Source organism: Methylobacterium ajmalii (genome assembly GCF_036448855.1).
Classification (GTDB): domain Bacteria; phylum Pseudomonadota; class Alphaproteobacteria; order Rhizobiales; family Beijerinckiaceae; genus Methylobacterium; species Methylobacterium ajmalii.
Genome location: NZ_JAZFXT010000010.1, coordinates 25,175 through 43,445 on the forward strand (window position 1 = coordinate 25,175; position 18,271 = coordinate 43,445).

Annotated in this window: 15 protein-coding genes, 3 tRNA genes and 1 pseudogene; 5 read left to right on the forward strand and 14 right to left on the reverse strand. The window is 70.7% G+C overall.

Annotation, left to right across the window (positions count from 1 at the left end; all coding sequences use genetic code 11):
- Positions 1–25: 25 nt before the first annotated feature.
- The 8 genes from V3T34_RS04160 to V3T34_RS04195 all read right to left on the reverse strand — a co-directional run bounded on the left by V3T34_RS04160 (position 26) and on the right by V3T34_RS04195 (position 4,812).
- The gene (locus V3T34_RS04160) at positions 26–1,216 is read right to left on the reverse strand and encodes an NADH-quinone oxidoreductase subunit D (protein WP_048425439.1); all 1,191 of its coding nucleotides are present in this window, start codon (positions 1,214–1,216) and stop codon (positions 26–28) included.
- 6 nt (positions 1,217–1,222) lie between these two features.
- On the reverse strand, positions 1,223–1,885 hold the full coding sequence (locus V3T34_RS04165; protein ID WP_091886117.1) for an NADH-quinone oxidoreductase subunit C: 663 nt from the start codon (positions 1,883–1,885) through the stop codon (positions 1,223–1,225).
- A gap of 10 nt (positions 1,886–1,895) precedes the next feature.
- Positions 1,896–2,477, reverse strand: a complete 582-nt coding sequence (locus V3T34_RS04170; protein WP_048425437.1) for a NuoB/complex I 20 kDa subunit family protein — start codon at positions 2,475–2,477, stop codon at positions 1,896–1,898.
- Positions 2,478–2,527: 50 nt separating this feature from the next.
- Positions 2,528–2,893, reverse strand: coding sequence for an NADH-quinone oxidoreductase subunit A (locus V3T34_RS04175; RefSeq protein WP_060845602.1), 366 nt, complete (start codon positions 2,891–2,893; stop codon positions 2,528–2,530).
- Between the two features lie 306 nt (positions 2,894–3,199).
- Positions 3,200–3,754: a CAP domain-containing protein gene (locus V3T34_RS04180; protein ID WP_407942670.1), complete on the reverse strand. Its 555-nt coding sequence runs from the start codon at positions 3,752–3,754 to the stop codon at positions 3,200–3,202.
- A 7-nt stretch (positions 3,755–3,761) separates the two neighbouring features.
- Entirely contained in the window at positions 3,762–4,496 is a 735-nt protein-coding gene (locus V3T34_RS04185; RefSeq protein WP_305077445.1) for a hypothetical protein, read from the reverse strand.
- Between the two features lie 118 nt (positions 4,497–4,614).
- A tRNA-Asp gene (locus tag V3T34_RS04190) sits at positions 4,615–4,691 on the reverse strand.
- 44 nt (positions 4,692–4,735) lie between these two features.
- Positions 4,736–4,812: transfer RNA gene (locus V3T34_RS04195), tRNA-Asp, on the reverse strand.
- Positions 4,813–5,082: 270 nt separating this feature from the next.
- Here V3T34_RS04195 and V3T34_RS04200 point away from each other — a divergent pair.
- A tRNA-Val gene (locus V3T34_RS04200) sits at positions 5,083–5,158 on the forward strand.
- Between the two features lie 194 nt (positions 5,159–5,352).
- Here V3T34_RS04200 and V3T34_RS04205 read toward each other — a convergent pair.
- Positions 5,353–6,372, reverse strand: a complete 1,020-nt coding sequence (locus V3T34_RS04205) for a helix-turn-helix domain-containing protein (RefSeq protein ID WP_305077444.1) — start codon at positions 6,370–6,372, stop codon at positions 5,353–5,355.
- Between the two features lie 889 nt (positions 6,373–7,261).
- On the reverse strand, positions 7,262–8,023 hold the full coding sequence (gene tpiA / locus V3T34_RS04210; protein WP_060845542.1) for a triose-phosphate isomerase: 762 nt from the start codon (positions 8,021–8,023) through the stop codon (positions 7,262–7,264).
- A 162-nt stretch (positions 8,024–8,185) separates the two neighbouring features.
- Between tpiA and V3T34_RS04215 the strand changes: the two genes are divergently transcribed.
- Positions 8,186–10,090: a SurA N-terminal domain-containing protein gene (locus V3T34_RS04215; protein ID WP_305077443.1), complete on the forward strand. Its 1,905-nt coding sequence runs from the start codon at positions 8,186–8,188 to the stop codon at positions 10,088–10,090.
- 4 nt (positions 10,091–10,094) lie between these two features.
- Positions 10,095–11,609: an anthranilate synthase component I gene (trpE, locus tag V3T34_RS04220; protein ID WP_091886103.1), complete on the forward strand. Its 1,515-nt coding sequence runs from the start codon at positions 10,095–10,097 to the stop codon at positions 11,607–11,609.
- 388 nt (positions 11,610–11,997) lie between these two features.
- On the opposite strand, the gene V3T34_RS04225 is transcribed toward trpE, so the two are convergent.
- The 4 genes from V3T34_RS04225 to V3T34_RS04240 form a co-directional block, all read right to left on the reverse strand.
- Complete coding sequence (locus tag V3T34_RS04225; RefSeq protein ID WP_091886100.1) at positions 11,998–12,486, reverse strand: GNAT family N-acetyltransferase; 489 nt, start codon at positions 12,484–12,486, stop codon at positions 11,998–12,000.
- A gap of 94 nt (positions 12,487–12,580) precedes the next feature.
- On the reverse strand, positions 12,581–15,682 hold the full coding sequence (locus tag V3T34_RS04230) for an efflux RND transporter permease subunit (protein WP_305077442.1): 3,102 nt from the start codon (positions 15,680–15,682) through the stop codon (positions 12,581–12,583).
- 105 nt (positions 15,683–15,787) lie between these two features.
- Positions 15,788–17,017 (reverse strand): efflux RND transporter periplasmic adaptor subunit, encoded by a 1,230-nt coding sequence (locus V3T34_RS04235; RefSeq protein ID WP_305077441.1) that lies wholly within the window; start codon positions 17,015–17,017, stop codon positions 15,788–15,790.
- On the reverse strand, positions 17,014–17,655 hold the full coding sequence (locus V3T34_RS04240) for a TetR/AcrR family transcriptional regulator (protein ID WP_244533426.1): 642 nt from the start codon (positions 17,653–17,655) through the stop codon (positions 17,014–17,016). Before V3T34_RS04240 ends, V3T34_RS04235 begins: the two co-directional genes overlap by 4 nt.
- A gap of 139 nt (positions 17,656–17,794) precedes the next feature.
- Between V3T34_RS04240 and V3T34_RS04245 the strand changes: the two genes are divergently transcribed.
- Together V3T34_RS04245 and V3T34_RS04250 are read left to right on the forward strand one after the other, a co-directional pair.
- Positions 17,795–17,968 carry a hypothetical protein gene (locus tag V3T34_RS04245; RefSeq protein WP_167543872.1) on the forward strand — a complete coding sequence of 58 codons (174 nt, stop codon included), beginning with the start codon at positions 17,795–17,797 and terminating at the stop codon, positions 17,966–17,968.
- A gap of 201 nt (positions 17,969–18,169) precedes the next feature.
- Positions 18,170–18,271, forward strand: a pseudogene (locus V3T34_RS04250) (NAD(P)-dependent oxidoreductase); the annotation flags it as partial.

Consider the following 18,271-nt stretch of genomic DNA (forward strand, 5'->3'; position numbering starts at 1 on the left):
GGGGCGGGTGCGGGCGCGAGCCCCCTCACCGATCCACCTCGCCGAACACGATGTCGAGCGTGCCGAGGATGCACGACACGTCCGCCAGCAGGTGCCCGCGGCACATCCAGTCCATCGCCTGGAGGTGGGCGAAGCCCGGAGCGCGGATCTTGCAGCGATACGGCTTGTTGGTGCCGTCGGCCACGAGGTAGACGCCGAACTCGCCCTTGGGCGCCTCGACCGCGGCGTAGACCTCGCCGGCCGGGACGTGGAAGCCCTCGGTGTAGAGCTTGAAGTGGTGGATGAGCGCCTCCATCGAGCGCTTCATCTCGCGCCGCGGCGGCGGCGCGACCTTGCCGTCCTGCGTGGCGATCGGCCCCTGGCCGGCCGGCTCGCGCAGCTTGGCGATGCACTGCTTCATGATGCGAACCGACTGGCGCATCTCCTCCATGCGGATGACCTGGCGATCGTAGGTGTCGCCGTTCTTCCCCACGGGGATGTCGAACTCCATCTCGGCATAGGCCTCGTAGGGCTGCGACTTGCGCAGGTCCCACGGGATGCCGGAGCCGCGCACCATCACGCCCGAGAAGCCCCAGGCCAGGGCCTCCTCGACGGTGACGATGCCGATGTCGACGTTGCGCTGCTTGAAGATGCGGTTGGCCATCACGAGGTTGTCGAGGTCGTCGACCACCTGCGGGAAGGTCTCGCAGAACGCCTCAATGTCGTCGATCAGGCTCGGCGGCAGGTCCTGGTGGACGCCGCCTGGCCGGAAGTAGTTGGCGTGGAGACGAGCCCCCGAGGCGCGCTCGTAGAAGATCATCAGCTTCTCGCGCTCCTCGAAGCCCCAGAGCGGGGGCGTGAGGGCGCCGACGTCCATCGCCTGCGTGGTGACGTTGAGGAGGTGCGACAGGAGCCGGCCGATCTCGCAGTAGAGCGTGCGGATCAGCTTGGCACGGCGCGGCACCTCGATCCCGAGCATCCGCTCGACCGCGAGGCAGAAGGCGTGCTCCTGGTTCATCGGCGCGACGTAGTCGAGCCGGTCGAAATAGGGCGTCGCCTGGAGGTAGGTCTTGACCTCGATCAGCTTCTCGGTGCCGCGGTGCAGGAGGCCGATATGCGGGTCGACGCGCTCGACCACCTCGCCGTCGAGCTCCAGCACCAGGCGCAGCACGCCGTGCGCCGCCGGGTGCTGCGGGCCGAAGTTGATCGAGAAGTTGCGGATGCTGTGCTCGCCCATGTCGGCTCAGCCTTTCGCCGGTGCCTTGTCGGCCTTCTCGTCGCCCGGGAGCACGTAGTCGGTGCCCTCCCAGGGGGACAGGAAGTCGAAGTTGCGGAATTCCTGCGTCAGTCGCACGGGCTCGTAGACCACCCGGGCCTCGTCCTGGTCGTAGCGGACCTCGACGAAGCCGGTGAGCGGGAAGTCCTTGCGGAGGGGATGGCCCTCGAAGCCGTAATCGGTGAGCAGCCGGCGCAGGTCTGGATGGCCCGAGAACAGGATGCCGTAAAGGTCGTAGGTCTCGCGCTCGAACCAGTTGGCGGCCGGGAAGACCGGGATGGCGGAGGGGACCGGGGTGCGCTCGTCGGTCTGCACCTTCACGCGGATGCGCCGGTTATGGCGCATCGAGAGCAGGTGGTAGACGACGTCGAAGCGCTTGGCGCGGCCCGGATAGTCGGCGCCGCAGATGTCGATGAAGGTCGAGAAGGCGCAGGAGGGATCGTCGCGCAGGTGCGTGAGCACCCGCAGGATCTCGGAGCCCTCGACGATCAGGGTCAGCTCGCCGAAGGTGAGCGCCCGGTCGGTGATCGCGGCGCCCAGGCTCGCGGCGAGCGTGTCCGAGAGGGCCTGGAGGGCGGCGTCGCCCTGCTCGGTCTGGGTGTGGGCCCGGATGGTGATGCCGTTGCTCATGGGTCCGGCCTCAGCGCTCGATCGTGCCGGTGCGGCGGATCTTCTTCTGCAGCAGCAGCACGCCGTAGAGCAGCGCCTCGGCGGTCGGCGGGCAGCCCGGGACGTAGATGTCGACCGGGACCACCCGGTCGCAGCCGCGCACCACCGAGTAGGAGTAGTGGTAGTAGCCCCCGCCGTTGGCGCATGAGCCCATCGAGATGACGTAGCGCGGCTCCGGCATCTGGTCGTAGACCTTGCGGAGCGCCGGGGCCATCTTGTTGGTCAGCGTGCCGGCGACGATCATCACGTCGGACTGGCGCGGCGAGCCGCGGGGCGCGAAGCCGAAGCGCTCGCAATCGTAGCGCGGCATCGACATCTGCATCATCTCTACGGCGCAGCAGGCGAGCCCGAAGGTCATCCACATCAGCGAGCCGGTGCGGGCCCAGGTGATGAGGTCGTCGGTGGTGGTGAGCAGGAAGCCGCGATCGGCGAGTTCGTCGCTGATCGTCAGGAAGGTCGGGTCGTTGGCGCCGATCGGCTTGCCGGTGGCCGGGTCGAGGATACCCTTCGGCTGCGGCGCGATCTCGGGGGCGCGGACGGTGGTGAGGGCCATGGCGGGGTCCGGTTCCTACGTCTCGGGGGCGGCTCTACGCGTTCCGGCTGCTAGTCCCACTCGAGGGCGCCCTTGCGCCACTCGTAGACGAAGCCGACGGTGAGCACGCCGAGGAAGGTCATCATCGACCAGAAGCCGAACCAGCCGAGGTCCCCGAACGTGATCGCCCACGGAAACAGGAAGGCCACTTCGAGGTCGAAGATGATGAACAGGATGGCGACGAGGTAGAAGCGCACGTCGAACTTCATGCGCGCATCGTCGAAGGCGTTGAACCCGCACTCGTAGGCCGAGAGCTTCTCCGGGTCCGGGCTGTTGTAGGCCACCAGGAACGGGGCCACGAGGAGCGCCACGGCGATGAAGAGTGACACGCCGATGAAGATCACCAGCGGCAGGTAATCCGACAGGAGGCCGTTCATCGAGCATCCCCAAGGGTTGGCGCGAGCGTTGGGCGCGGGCCCGCGCCGCGGGCCGCCGGGGCCGTCATCGGAACGGTTCCAAAGCCCGGAAGGTGCCGCGAGGCTTAAACGAGCGGGTATTGCGAAACAAGGGGCGTTCGCACCGCACAAACCGCGAACGTCTCCGCGCTACATAAGGACATGCACGCGGCGCACAACGCCGGCGGGCCGCGGCCTGCCGGGGAGTATCGTCGCAGGGGGGCCCTCCCCGCTCCCGGGCCGGGCCGGGACCGGTCGCCATGCCGCAGCGCAGGGCGACGGCGGGGCTCAGCCGTCGGAGAGGATCAGGGCCCAGAAGCGCTTGTAGCGACTGCCGGGCGCGTCGACCCGGGCGATGCCGACGCGCCTGACCTGCGGCATCAGCATGTTGCGGTTGTGCTCGGGCGAGACCTGCCAGCGCTTCAGCACCTCGTCGAAGGTGGCCGAGCCCGCGCTCAGGTTCTCGGCGGCGTAGCGCCCGCCGAAGCCGGCCCGCTTGAGGCGCGCGTCGAAGGTGCCGCCGACCTCGTGCGACAGCCGTCCGGCGCGGGCGTTGGAATCGGCCTGGTACGAGGCGGCGCGGATCAACGAGGAATCGACCGTCACCGGCCCGAGGCCGTGGCTCGCCCGGTAGCGCGAGATCGCCGCCGCCGCCGCGGCCTCGTCGAGGATCACCGGGCTCGTGGGCAGGTCGGGCGCCGGCAGGAGCGCGCTGCCGCTGCACCCGGCGAGCGCCAGGCCGACCCCCGCGAGGGCGGCGAGGACGAGCGGGCGCCGGGTCGCCCCGCGACGCGGGCTCCCGGCCGGCCGGGCTGGGGCCATCGAACGGAGCGGCTGGGGCATCGTCTCGTCAATCCTCGGGGCGGGCGGCGCGGCCCGGGCGAGTCCGGGCCGGCGGCGCCACCTGTGCGGGGATTGTGGCGATGTGCGGGCGGCCTCGGGCGGCCCGCGGCGTCGCCAGGAACCGTCGGACCTCGGCGCCGATGCCGGCCGATTGCTGCGCCACCGCACCGGCGGCCTGCAGCACCCGGCGGGCGGCGTCGCCGGTGGCCTCGGCGGCGAGGGCGAGGCCCTCGACCGCGTCGCGGACCGTGGCGGTGCCGGCGGCCGTCTCGGCGACGCCGCGCACGATCGCCTGCGTCGCCCCGACCTGGGTCTCGACGGCGGTCGCGAACCGGTCGGTGACGCCGTTGATCGCCCGGGCCCGCTCGGCGACCTCGCCCATCGCGGCGGTCGCCCGGCGGATCGTGTCCTGGATCGCCGCGACCTGGGCGGAGATCTCCTGCGTCGCCCGGTCGGTCTGGCCGGCGAAGGAGTCGTAGACGGCGACGTAGTTGTCGCCATCATACCGCATGGCGGTGGAGCGGCGCTGGACCATCGCCATCGCGGCCTCGCGGGTCAACGTGCCGGCCTTCACCTCCGCCTCGAGGCCCGGCGCGGTCGCGACCACCACGTCGGTCAGGGCGCGGAGCTTCGCCACCCGCTCGCCGACCAGGCTGTCGTGGTTGGCGCGCAGGGCATGGAGCATCACCGCGCCGAGACCGAGCACGGTCGCCGCCATCAGGATGGCGAATTTCCGGCTCACGCCAATGTTGGACCAAGAAATCCGCAGCACCGCATTCCATACGGGAATGCCTTAGGCCAACGATGATTGACGTTGCCTTAGGGTCAGATCTTGGAAGTCGTTTTTCCAGCGAGGGAAATGGCGCGGGCGACGGGGCTCGAACCCGCGACCTCCGGCGTGACAGGCCGGCACTCTAACCGACTGAGCTACGTCCGCACATGGCGCATTGCACTACAGAAACGCCTTATCCCTGAAGGAAGTGGCGCGGACGACGGGGCTCGAACCCGCGACCTCCGGCGTGACAGGCCGGCACTCTAACCGACTGAGCTACGTCCGCCCGGCGTCTCGCAGTGCTGCGATGGCTGCGGTGTATGGGGAGCCCCCTACCCTGTCAAGCCGCCGGCTCAAGAAAGCCGGAAGGGGTCCTCGGGGTGCTGCGCGGGGTGTCGCCGGCCCATCGCACGCGGCCCGTTCCGCATCCGCGACAGGCCTCGCCGGCGCCCGTGGGCAGAGCCTTGCCCCCCGCTGCAAAGGACCTTGTCCGTGCCGCAGCTTGCATGCAGCGTCTTGCACTCGCGGCCCGAGCCCCTTAACGATGCCGGCACCCGGGCGGTTAGCTCAGTTGGTAGAGCATCTCGTTTACACCGAGAGGGTCGGCGGTTCGAGCCCGTCACCGCCCACCAATGCCCGCGATGGCTCAGGCCCTAGGCGCCGCCATCGGCAGGGCCCTTTCGCCATCCAATCCGCCAGAAGCCGCCGTCCGCGACCGGTCCCACGGTCTCGCCGGGCCGTCGCCGCGCAAGGTCCTTGTCCGACCGGATCCGCATCGAGGTTCGAACACCGCGACGTGCCGATGCGGCGCAGCGGCGGCGACGGTTCAGCGCAGATCGTCCCACCATTCGGCGAGGCCCTGAGGGGACGCGGCGTCCGGATTGCTCTCGGCCCGTCGGAGATGGCGGTAGTCGCTCGGCGACACGCCGTAGGCCGCCTTGAATGTGCGGCTGCAATCGGACTCGCTCGAGAAGCCGCAGGCCCGGGAGAGATCGGAAATCCGGCCGCACTCGTCGGGGCTCGCCAGCAGGGCACGCAGGCGCGCGAGCCGGTGGGAGCGGATCACGCGGGCGACGCCGCCGCTCGCCTCGAAGGCCCGATAGAGCACGGAGCGCGACACGCCGACGGCCCGCGCGACGTCGTCGGGCGTCGTGCCCAGATGCGCATCGATGTAGCGTCGGGCCCGGCGGCGGCAGGCCGCCGCGCTGGCCGTCCGCACCGCGTCCGATGCTGGCGGGACGTGGCCTGCAAGCGTAAGGGCGAGGAGCTCCGCAGTCACTCGCTCCAACCGCTGGCGATCGCTCGCGCCGTGACGAGGTAGTTCGTCGAGCACGGCGTGCAGGAACCCGGTCAGCAGGCGTACCCGATCCTGCGGCAGGACCGCACCGTGCAGGCGCCCGGGCTCGGGCGCGGCCACTTCGATCACGTCGCGGGGGATGGACAGCGTGATGACGCGGGCCTGGCTCGCCCTCGTCTCCATGGGCTGGCTCATGTCGATGAGGGCGCATTCGCCCGGTCCGACGATCCGGCTGCCGTTCGGCGTGCCGACCGTCAGGGCTCCGTCGAGGACGATCTGGGCCGTGAAGTGATCGAAGCCGTTGCGCAGGACCCGCCGGCGCGGGCGTGCATGCGCGACGCCCCGAAGCTGTCGGTCGAACAAGATCATGCCACCGAGTCGCTCGGCCGTCACCGCGACCGCGAAGGTCTCGTCCAGCCTCACCGCGTCGGCGGCTGTCGCGTAGAGGTCGTGATACGCCTCGAAGCCGCACTGACCGGATGGCGCTGCCAGGTCGGTCGAGAATCGTAGACTGACCGTTTGACGACCCGAAGCCTCGATGTCCGGCATGGATTGCTCGACCGATTTACCTTCATTTTCTTTACGGCAAAAAGATCGCGCAACGCAAGATCGCACCCTGTGGAACGCTGCTCCGTCGCCGCGCCGCGTGTCGCACGTCAACGGGCGACGGAGCGGAAACCTGTATCCCGCTTTGCAGGACATCCCGATCTTTGTTCACGGCGTTTCTCCCAGGTCCCGCGGTATCGACTATGTCTCCATTCCCAGCTCGGAGCACCCTCGCCAGCCGGGCCGATCGACCAATTATTGCAGGGTGCCAGCGCCGTTATTGTGCGCGATCTACCGTGCTGTCGTCAAAAATATTCAGTATTCTTGCGTGTAATATTTAACATATACAATTGGCACTGTTCACGGCTGCGCGAGCGAATTTGAGAGATTGCTCGCCATGACCGCGGATCACTGCGACGGGTGATCGCGGAAGCTGGTCTTCCTCGGCGATTGCGTCGACAAGGGACCCGAGATTGCCCGCACCATCGGGGCCATCCGGCTCCTGCAGTCGCGTGAGCCCGATTCCGTCGTCTGCCTGATGGGAAACCGGAAAGTGGCGCTGCCGCGCGCCATGCACGATCCCCGACGGGCTGCCGCCTGGACGGCAACGGGTGGTGACAGGACTCTCGCCTCTTACGCCGCCGCGGTCTTCGACCGGACCTCGCCGGGTCCGGTCGCGTTCCTGCAGTCACGGATCGACTGATCTATGGCGCCCGGACGACTGAACCCGGGGGCTCGTCATCCCGTGCCCAAGGCCTCCAGGCGAAGCGGCACGATCTCGGCCGCGTTCTGAAGCGCCGGCCTTCATGGGTCCCGGGCCCCGCCTTCGGCGAGCCCCGGGATAATCAATGGGGTTGAATCCCGGTGGAGGACGCGCGCGGGGACGCGCGCCTCAGCGATACGCCGCCGCGATCCCCAGGAAGTCCTCGGCCTTCAGGCTTGCGCCGCCGACGAGCGCGCCGTCGACGTTGGCGACGCCCATCAGCTCGGCCGCGTTCGAGGGCTTCACCGAGCCGCCGTAGAGGATGCGCAGCTTCGCCCCCTCGGCGCCGAGCCGGCCCTCGAGCTCCTTCCGGATCAGGGCGTGGACTTGCGCCACGTCGTCGACCGTCGGGGTGAGCCCGGTGCCGATCGCCCAGACCGGCTCGTAGGCGATCACCGTGTCGGCGGCGGTGGCGCCGTCCGGCAGCGAGCCGGCGAGCTGGCCGCCCACGACCTCGAGGGTCCGGCCGGCCTCGCGCTCCTCGCGGGTCTCGCCGACGCAGATGATGGCGACGAGGCCGGCGCGGCGCGCGGCCAGCGCCTTGGCGCGGATGTCGGCGTCGCTCTCGTGGTGGTAGGCCCGGCGCTCGGAATGGCCGACGATGGTGTAGCGCGCGCCGAGATCGGCCAGCATCTCGGCCGAGACGTTGCCGGTATAGGCGCCGTTCGCCTCGGCGTGGACGTCCTGGCCGCCGACCTGGACGGCTGAGCCCTTCAGCGCCGCGGCGGTCGCGCCGACGAGGGTCGCGGGCGGGCAGACCAGCACGTCGATGCGCGCGGCCAGCCCCGCATCGAGGCCGTCGCGGACCGCCTCGGCGACCGCCAGCGAAGCCTGGAGGCCGTTCATCTTCCAGTTTCCCGCCACCAGCGGACGCGGCCGTTCGGTCGTCATGTCTCTCCCCTGATCCTCGATCAAGCGTCGCCGGGTAACAGGTCCGCCGCCGGGCGGCAAACGTCCGGGGGGCGCTCTTTGCCTTGCGGCGCTTATGCGGTATCGCGGCCCGATCCGGGCGTCCCCTCGCGGCAGGCGCCCCCATGGCTTTTGAGGATCGCGATGCTCCAGGGGTTCCGCGCCGCCAGCCAGAGCTGGCTCGGCAAGATCGTGGTGACGGTGGTGTTCGGCCTCCTGATCGCGGGCCTCGCCATCTTCGGCATCGGCGACATCTTCCGCGGCGGCGGCAGCAACGCGGTCGCGACGGTGGGCAGCACGCAGATCCCGGCCGAGGCCCTGCGCACCGCCTACCAGAACCAGCTCCAGCGCCTGTCGCGCCAGAGCCGCCGGCCGATCACGCCGGATCAGGCCAAGGCGCTCGGCCTCGACCGCCAGGTGCTGGCCCAGCTGATCACCGAGGCCTCCCTCGACCAGAAGACCAAGGACCTCGGGCTGCGCATCCCGGATTCGACGGTGGTGCGGCTGATCCAGGAGGAGCCGGCCTTCAAGGGCACGAACGGCGCCTTCGACGTCAACACCTTCCGCGACACCCTGCGGCAGGCCGGCCTGACCGAGCAGGGCTTCGTGCAGGAGCAGCGCGCGGTCGCCGCCCGCCTCCAGCTCGCCGACGCGATCACCGCCGATCTGCCGGTCTCGCTCGCCGCCCGCGAGGCGATCCACCGCTACACCTCCGAACGCCGCGCCGCCGCGACCTTCACCCTGCCGGATTCGGCCGCCGGCGAGATCCCGGCCCCGACCGACGAGCAGGTCACGACCTTCTACACCGAGCGCAAGGGCGCGTTCCGGGCGCCCGAGTACCGCAGCGTGAACCTGCTGGTCCTCGATCCCGCGACGCTCGCCAAGCCCGACGCGGTGACGGACGCCGACGCCCGGGCCCGCTACGAGAGCGAGAAGACCCGCTTCGGCACGCCCGAGAAGCGGTCGATCCAGCAGATCGTCTTCCCCAACGACGCCGACGCGCAAGCCGCGCTCGCCCGCATCCGCGGCGGCCAGGCGACCTTCGACCAGGTCGCGACCGAACGCGGCCTCGACGCCAAGGCGCTCGATCTCGGCACCTTCGCCAAGTCCGAGCTGTTCGACCCGGCGGTCGCCGACGCCGCCTTCGCCGCCGAGGCGAACGCCGTGAGCGAGCCGGTGAAGGGCCGCTTCGGCACGGTGCTCCTGCGGGTGACCGCGGTGCAGCCGGCGGCGCGCAAGCCGTTCGAGGAGGTGGCGGGCGAGATCCGCGCCGAGGTCGCCCTCGACAAGGCCCGGGACGGGCTGGAGAAGGTCCACGACGCGATCGAGGACCAGCGCGCCGGCGCCAAGCCGCTGGCCGACATCGCCCGCGACCAGGGCCTGACCCTCGTCAGCGTGCCGGCGGTCGACGCGCAGGGCCGCGATCCCCAGGGCAAGGCGGTCGAGGCCATCCCCGACAAGGACGCGACGCTGGCGGCGATCTTCCGCAGCGACATGGGTGCCGACAACGAGGCCCTGCGCACCCGCGCCGGCGGCTACGTCTGGTACGACGTGACCAAGGTCGACCCGGCCCACGACAAGCCCCTGGCCGAGGTCCGCGACGCCGTGACGGCCCAGTGGAAGGCCGACGAGGTCGCCCGCCGCCTCGCCGCCAAGGCCCGCGAGGCGACCGAGCGCCTCGACAAGGGCGAGGCGATCGAGGAGGTCGCGAAGTCCCTCGGCCAGGAGGCCAAGACCGTGACCGACCTCGCCCGCGGCCGCGGGCGCGACGGCCTCTCGGCCGAGAGCGTCGCCCGCATCTTCGCGACCCCGGTCGGCAAGGCCGGCACTGCCGCCGGCGATGACACCGCCCGGGCGGTGTTCCGGGTGACGAACGCCACGGTGCCGGCCTTCGTGCCGAGTGCGGCCGGTGCCGTCGCGGTGGAGCAGCAGTACCGCACGGCGCTGGCCGACGACATCCTGGCCCAGTACATCGCCGACGTGCAGAAGCAGGCCGGCGTCTCGGTCAACGATGCCGCCTTCCGGCGGGCCATCGGCGGCGAGTACTGATCCCGTGCTGGTCGCCCCCTCCCCCGAGGCCGCCGCCGCCGCCTATGCCGAGGGCCGGCCGGTCCTCCTGCGGACCACCCTGGTGGCGGATCTCGAGACCCCGGTTGCCGCCTTCCTGAAGCTGAAGGCCGGCCGCGACGGCGCCGCCTTCCTGCTTGAATCGGTCGAGGGCGGCGCCGTGCGCGGCCGCTACTCGATGATCGGGGTCGATCCCGACCTCGCCTGGCGCTGCGCCGACGGCCGGGCCGAACGGGCCGTGGCGCCCGACCTCGCGGCCTTCGCGCCCGAGGAGGCCGCCCCCCTCGACAGCCTGCGGGCGCTGATCGCCGAGAGCGCGATTCCGGCCGAGCCCGGCCTGCCCCCGATGGCCGCCGGCCTCTTCGGCTATCTCGGCTACGACATGGTGCGGGAGATGGAGCGGCTCGGCCCGGCCCATCCCGACCCGATCGGGGTGCCGGACGCGATCCTGGTCCGCCCGACCGTGATGGTGATCTTCGACGCGGTGCGCGACGAGATCGCGCTCGTGGCGCCGATCCGGCCGGTCGCCGGGATCTCGGCCAGGGCCGCCTACGAGCGGGCGCTTGCCCGGCTCGAAGCGGCCGCCGACGCCCTCGAGGGCCCGCTGCCGGTCGAGGCGCGCCAGAACCCGGCCGAGATCCCGACGCCGACCCAGGTCTCGAACGTCACGCCCGACGAGTTCCACACCATGGTGGCGCGGGCCAAGGAGTACATCGCCGCCGGCGACATCTTCCAGGTGGTGCTGTCGCAGCGCTTCGAATCGCCGTTCGGCCTGCCGGCCCTGGCGCTCTACCGGGCGCTGCGCCGCGTCAACCCGGCACCGTTCCTGTGCTTCCTCGATTTCGGCGGCTTCCAGATCGTCTGCTCCTCGCCCGAGATCCTGGTGCGGGTGCGCGACGGCGCGGTCACCATCCGGCCGATCGCCGGCACGCGGCCCCGCGGCGCCACGCCGGAGCAGGACCGGGCGCTGGCCGACGAGCTCCTGGCCGATCCCAAGGAGCGCTCCGAGCACCTGATGCTGCTCGATCTCGGCCGCAACGACGTCGGCCGCGTCGCCGAGATCGGCAGCGTGCGGGTGACGGATTCGTTCTTCCTCGAATTCTACAGCCAGGTCATGCACATCGTGTCGAACGTCGAGGGCCGCCTCGATCCCCGGCACGACGCCCTCTCGGCGCTCGCCGCGGGATTCCCCGCCGGCACGGTCTCGGGCGCCCCGAAGGTGCGGGCGATGCAGATCATCGACGAACTGGAGCGCGAGAAGCGCGGGCCCTACGGCGGCTGCATCGGGTATTTCGGCGCCGACGGCCAGATGGACACCTGCATCGTGCTGCGCACCGCCATCGTCAAGGACGGCCGGATGCACGTCCAGGCCGGGGCCGGCATCGTGCACGATTCGAATCCTGCCTCCGAGCAGCAGGAATGCATCAACAAGGCCAAGGCGCAGTTCCGGGCCGCGGAGGAGGCGGTGCGCTTCGCCGCGCAGGCGCGGCGGGGGCAGTAGCGCTTGGTCGCGCCCGCAGCTATGCGATGGCGCCTTCAAGTCCACCAACGTCATCCTGGGGCCGCGCAGCGGAACCCGGGATCCATAACCGCTGACAGTCCAGGTTGAAGCGGAACGCTGCACACCTCATCCTGCCCCGTCAGCGGTTATGGATCCCGGGTTCTCGACTTCGTCGAGCCCCAGGATGACGTCGGGAGATGGCGGCGTCTGTGCGGCAGACAGCTTGCGCAGCCACTCAGAAAGGCTCTGACAGTTCCACCGGTCGAAAGAAGTGGCAGACCTACTTCCGGTTGGTGATCAGGCGATCGACGTTGCGGTCGGCCTCCCGGTTCTCCTTGTTCTGCTGCTTGACCGAGTTCTCGGTGTCGCGCTGTGGCATCTCATCAGATCACGCGGCTCTCAGCCGGCGTTCCATGAACACACTCAGCGGATCGTCGGTGTAGTCCGCGAACGGCCCCCGACGCACGAAGCCTGTCCTCTCGTAAAGGGCGAGCGCGGTGTGACTGACGATACCGGTCTCCAGGCGCAGGACGGCCATCCCGGCGCGATCCGCTTCGGCCAGCAACGCATCGAGCATCTGCCGGGACAGGCCCCGTCCTCGTGCGTGTTCCTCGACCCATATCCGCTTGATCTCGGCCCAGTCGCCATGCTCGACCAGGGCACCAGTCGCGACCGCCCGGCCCTCGGCGTCACGCGCCACGAGGAAGCGCACGTTCGATGCGCGCAACCCTTCAAGAATCATATGGTGGTTGCTTTCAGCAGGATAAAGCGCGGCAGAATCCGCCTCGCCGTTGCGGAGCAGCGCGACGACCTCCGGCTGTGCCGGATCCTCCTGCCGGATGGTCGCCACTCTCGCTGGGTTGGGAGGCGTGGTCATCGTTGCACCGGCTTCCTGGAAAACCAACGATCGGATGCCCGAGCGGCAGCGCCGCAACTTGTCCCACGATGATCCCGGCGCGATCAAGTCACCCCTACTCCGCCGCCGCCGGACGCTGGGCCCCCTCGTGCCCCGGCGGCTCGTCCACCGCGCCGACGAACCGGCCGAACAGCCGGCCCATCAGGCGCGAGAGATCGTCCATCAGCAGGAAGATCGCCGGCACGAACAGCAGCGACAGCAGGGTCGAGACGATCAGGCCCGAGATCACGGCGATCGCCATCGGCGAGCGGAACTCGCCGCCGATGCCGAAGGCCATCGCGCTCGGCACCATGCCGGCCGCCATGGCGATGGTCGTCATCACGATCGGTCGGGCACGCTTGGCGCCGGCCTGGGTGATGGCGGTGACGCGGTCGACCCCGCGGCTCATCTCCTCGACGGCGAAGTCGACCAGCATGATGGCGTTCTTCGTCACCACGCCCATCAGCATCAGGATGCCGATCACCACCGGCATCGAGATCGGCCGGTTGAAGACCAGGAGCCCGAGGATCGCGCCGCCGATCGAGAGCGGCAGCGAGAACAGGATGGTCAGCGGCTGGAAGAACGACGCGAAGAGCAGGATCAGGACGCCGAGCACCATCATCAGGCCGGCACCCATCGCCAGGGCGAAGCCCTCGAACACCTCGCCCATCACCTCGGCGTCGCCGGTCTGGCGCAAGCTGATGCCGGGCGGCAGGTTGCGGGCGGTCGGGGTGTTCATCGCGAGCTTGATCTGCTCGCCGAGCGCGTCCGAGCCCTGCATGTTGGCCTCGAGCGCCACGCGCACCGCGCGGTCGTAGCGGTCGATCGCGGTGGGCCCGCGGCCGAGGCTGATGTCGGCCACCGCGGCGAGCGGCACCGAGGCGCCGTTCTTCGCCGGCACCTTCAGGCTCTCCAGCGCCGAGAGGTCGCCGCGCAGGGCCATCGGCAGCTGGACCCGGATCGGGATCTGCCGGTCGGTGGCGTTGAACTTGGCGAGGTTCTGGCCGATGTCGCCGATCGTCCCGACGCGGACCGTCTCGGCGATGGTGTCGGTCGAGACGCCGAGATCGGCGGCGACGCCGGGTTTCGGCCGGATGCGGACCTCGGTGCGGTCGAGGGGCGCGGTCGACATCACGTTGACGAGGTTGGGCAGCGTCGCGACCTCGCGCTGCATCTTCTCCGCCACCTCGGTCACCTGGGCGGTGTCGCCGCCCGCGACGATGAGGGTGAAGTCGCGCTGGCCGCCCTCGCGCAGCGACCAGTAGCGGACGTCCGCCTCGTCGCGCATCAGGTCCATGATCGCCGCCTCGACGTCGGCCTGCTTGCGGGCGCGGGCGTTCTTCGGCGTCAGGTTGATGGTGAAGGTGGCGAGCCGCACCTCCTTCTTGCCCGGCAGCTGCCGACCGCCATCGACGAAGACGGAGCGGACCTCCGGCAGGGTGCGGATGCGCTGCGCGATCCGGTCGGTGACGGCGATCGTGTCGTCGAGCCGCGCGCCCGGCGGCAGTTCGACCACCATCAGGGTGCGGGCGGCGTCCTCCTTGGGCAGGAAGCCGGCCGGCAGCAGGCTCGTCGACAGGATGGAGGCGGCAAACAGCGCCAGGCCGACCACCAGGGTCACGTATTTGTGCCGCACCGACCACAGGACGAGGCGGTTGTAGACCCGCATCACCGGGCCCTCGCGCTCCTCGTGGTGGCCGTGGTCGCGCAGGAAGTAGGCCGCCATCATCGGGGTGATGAGGCGCGCCACCAGGAGCGACATGAAGACGGCCGCCGCGATGGTGAGGCCGAACTGCTTGAAGTACTGCCCGGCGATGCCACCCATGAACGAGACGGGGGCGAAGATCGCGATCAGCGTCGCCGTGATGGCGATGACGGCAAGGCCGATCTCGTCGGCGCCCTCGATCGCGGCGCGGTAGGGCGACTTCCCCATCCGCATGTGGCGGACGATGTTCTCGATCTCCACGATCGCGTCGTCGACCAGGATGCCGGTGACGAGGGTGATGGCGAGGAGGCTCACCGCGTTGAGCGAGAAGCCCATCGCGCTCATCGCCCAGAAGGTCGGGAAGACCGAGAGCGGCAGGGCGACGGCGGCGATCAGCGTCGCGCGCCAGTCGCGCAGGAACAGGAACACCACCAGCACCGCCAGCGCCGCGCCCTCCATGAGGCTGTGCATGGCGGATTCGTAGTTGCCGATGGTGTTGGTGACCGAGGAATCGATCCGGTCGAAGCGCACGCCCGGATAGGTCTGGCCCAGCTCCTCGATCTTCTTCGACACCACCTCGCCCACCGAGGCGTCGGAGGCGCCGCTCGCCCGCGAGATCGCGAAGGCGACGACCGGCTGGCCGTTGAGGCGTGCGAAGGTGCGGGGCTCCTCGGCCCCGTCGCTGAGCGTCGCGAGGTCGTCGAGCCGCACCTTGCGGCCGCCGGGCAGCACGATCGAGGTCGCCGCCAGGGTATCGAGGCTGGCCGACGCCGCGAGCGTGCGGATCGACTGCTCCTGGCCGCCGACCTCGGCCCGGCCGCCGGCCATGTCGGCGGAGGTGAGCCGCAACTGCCGGTTCACGTCGGCGGCGGTGATGCCGAGCGCCAGCAGCCGGTCGGGCTTGAGGGTGACGCGGACCTCGCGGGCGACGCCCCCTAAGCGCTCGACGCCGCCGACGCCGCGCAGGCCCTGGATCTGGCGCGCCACCACGTCGTCCACGAACCACGACAGGTCCTCGGGCGTCATCGCGGGCGCCGAGGCGCCGTAGACCATGATCGGCAGGCCGGCGATCTCGACCCGGGCGATGATCGGCTCGTCGATCGTCCGCGGCAGGTTCATCCGGACCTTGGCGATCGCGTCCTTCACGTCGTTGACGGCGCGATCGGTATTCACCTCGAGGCGGAACTCGATCGTCGTCGTCGAGGTGCCCTCGGTGATCGACGAGATGATGTGCTTGACGCCCTTCACCCCCGCCACCGCGTCCTCGACCCACTTCGTGACCTGGGTCTGCAATTCGCTCGGCGCGGCGCCGGCCTGGGTCACCGTCACCGAGACGATCGGGATGTCGATGTTGGGGAAGCGGGTGATCGGCAGGCTGCGGAAGCTCACGAGGCCGAGCAGCCCGAGCACCAGGAAGAGCACGATCGAGGGGATCGGCTTGCGGATCGCCCAGGCGGAGACGTTCAGGCGCATCGAGCGGACCCGGTCAGGAGAGGAAGGCGGACGAGGCGGGCGTCGGGGACGTCCGAGAGTCGGGAAGAGGGCGTCAGGGACGCCGGAGAACCTGGGAAGAGGGCGTCAGGGACGCCCTGCCTCGGCGGTCGCCGGCATCGCGGGGTAGATCGGCCGCACCCGGTCGCCGTCGCGCAGGAAGCTGCCGGCCCGGGCCACCACGGCGTCCCCGGCCTTGACCCCGTCGCGGGCCTCGATGAAGCCGCCGGCCGACAGGCCGGTGCGGATCGAGCGCAGCTCGACCCGCTCGCCCGAGACCACCAGCACGGTCGGGCCCGACGGGCCGTAGACCACCGAGGCGAGGGGCACGGCGACGCCGGTGCGCCGCGCCGCCTCGACGGCGCCGCGGGCAAACGCGCCGATGCGCAGGCGCGGATCGGCGTCGAGCTTGATGCGGACCTTGCCGAGCCGCGTCGCCCGGTCGATCTCCGGGTAGACCACCCGGACGCGCCCCGAGACCGAGACCGGCCCGTCGGGCGTATCGAGGTCGAGGCTCGCCGGGGCGCCGGCGCGCAGGCGCGCCAGCCCGGTCTCCGGCACCTCGCCCTCGAGCTCGATCTCGCCGCGGGCGATCAGGCGAAACAGCGGCTCGCCGGAGGCGCTCGCCGTGGCGCCGACCCGGGCGGTGCGGCGGCTGACGATGCCGCCCTCCGGCGCGCGGATCTCGGTGCGGGCGAGCTTCAGGTCGAGTTCGGTGCGCTGGGCCCGCGCCTGGGCGAGGTCGGCCTGGGCGATGGCGAGCCCGTTGCGGGCGGCCGAGAGCCGGCCATCCGCGCCCTTGGCGGCGGATTCGCGCTGCTCCAGCACCGCCGCGGTGCCGTTGCCGGTCTTCATCAGCGACTGGGCGCGCTCCAGCGACAGGGCGGCCTCGGTCTGGGCGGCCTCCGCCTGCACGATGGTGCTGCGCGCCTGCGCCACCGCGCCCTCGGCCCGGGCGATGGCGGCGGCGTTCTGGGCGAGCTGGGTGTCGATCATCTCGCGCGAGAGCCGCGCCAGCACCGCGCCCTTGGCGACCCGGTCGCCCTCCTCCACCAGCAATTCGGTGATGCGGCAGCCCTCGATCTCCGGGGAGACCAGGATCTCGTCGCGGGGCACCAGCGATCCGGTGACGACGGCGCGCTCGACGATCTCGCGCTCGGCCGCCACCGCGACGGTGACCGCGGGGGCGGGCGCCGCCGCGACGACGGGAGCCGACGGCGCGGGCTCGGCCAGGGCCGGAACGGCGGCGGAGGTCGCAGCGAGGGCCGCCGCGAGGGTGAGGGCCGGGATGCCGGCGCGGCGACGGGGGCGGGTCATCGGTCGGATTCCGGGGTGGTCGTCGGGTCGAAGCGGCCGTCGAGCGCCGCGCCGACGAGGGTCAGCATGGCGTCGATGACGGGGCCGGTGGCGAAGTCGGGCGAGAGGGCGCGGCGCACCATGATGCCGTCGGCCATCACCATCGCGAGGCGGGCGAGCGCCTCCGGGTCGGCGCCGGCCTTCGGCGGATCGGCGCGGTCCTGCGCCAGCCGGTAGAGCGACGTGAGCCGTCCCGCGATCTCGCGCTCGAAGTCCCGGCAGATCGCCGCCATGGCGGGGTTGCGGGTCGCCTCGGCCCACATCTCCAGGCACAGGACCGCCTTCTCGGCCGGCGCCTCGGCGAGGTGGCGGCGCGCGAGGCCGGTGAAGGCCTGCATCAGGTCCGGGGCGGCCTCGATGCCGGAAAAGTCCTCCGCCACGGCGGCGCGGTCGCGCTCGGCAAGGCCGGCGACGATCGCGTCCTTCGAGGGGAAGTAGCGGTAGAGGTTGCCGGGGCTCATCCCGGCCTCCGCTGCCACGTCGTGCATCGTGGCGCGGTGGAAGCCGTGGCGGACGAAGCAGGCCTCCGCCGCATCGAGGATGCGGGTGCGGCGCTCCTCGGCCGAATCGAGGCGGGCGGGACTTTGTGAGGGCGGCACGCGGTGTCGTTTCCGAGAATGAACGTTCATTCTCTACACCCAGGGCATGACAGCGCGCAATGACCGATCGGCTGCAACTTCTCGTGCCCGCTCCGCGTTGAGGGGACGAATGTCAGTGATCACGGGAAGGAACAGCGCGATGGCCATCTTCCAGGTTCGGCAGGCCGCGACCGGTGCGATCCTTTGGACCGGCGGTGCCGCGGACGAGCAGCAGGCCCTCGACGCCATGGCGCGCGAAGCCGGGTACACCGACTTCGCGGCCATCCCGGAATCCCTGCGGAGCACCAAGGTGGACCGGCTCAACCTCGGCTGAGCCGGCCCCCGGACCCTCGAGACCACCGAAGAGAAGCCGGGATTCGTCCCGGCTTTTTTGTGTTAAGGCATCGTTACCGATTTTGGTTAACGCCCGGTTACCGGGCAAGTCGTGCCTGCCCGCGATCGTTCCGGTGCCACCCTGGCCGCAGGCTTCGCCTGGCGCTGCCGCGCTACCAGGATCGCCGCCTGGTTCGTCGTCGAGGGCGGCAGCCGCATCTCCTGGGAGGACGACGCCGTCGCCCTCGTCGACGAGATCGAGCGCCCGGCCCATCTCCGCCGGCGCTTCACCGTCGGGTACTAA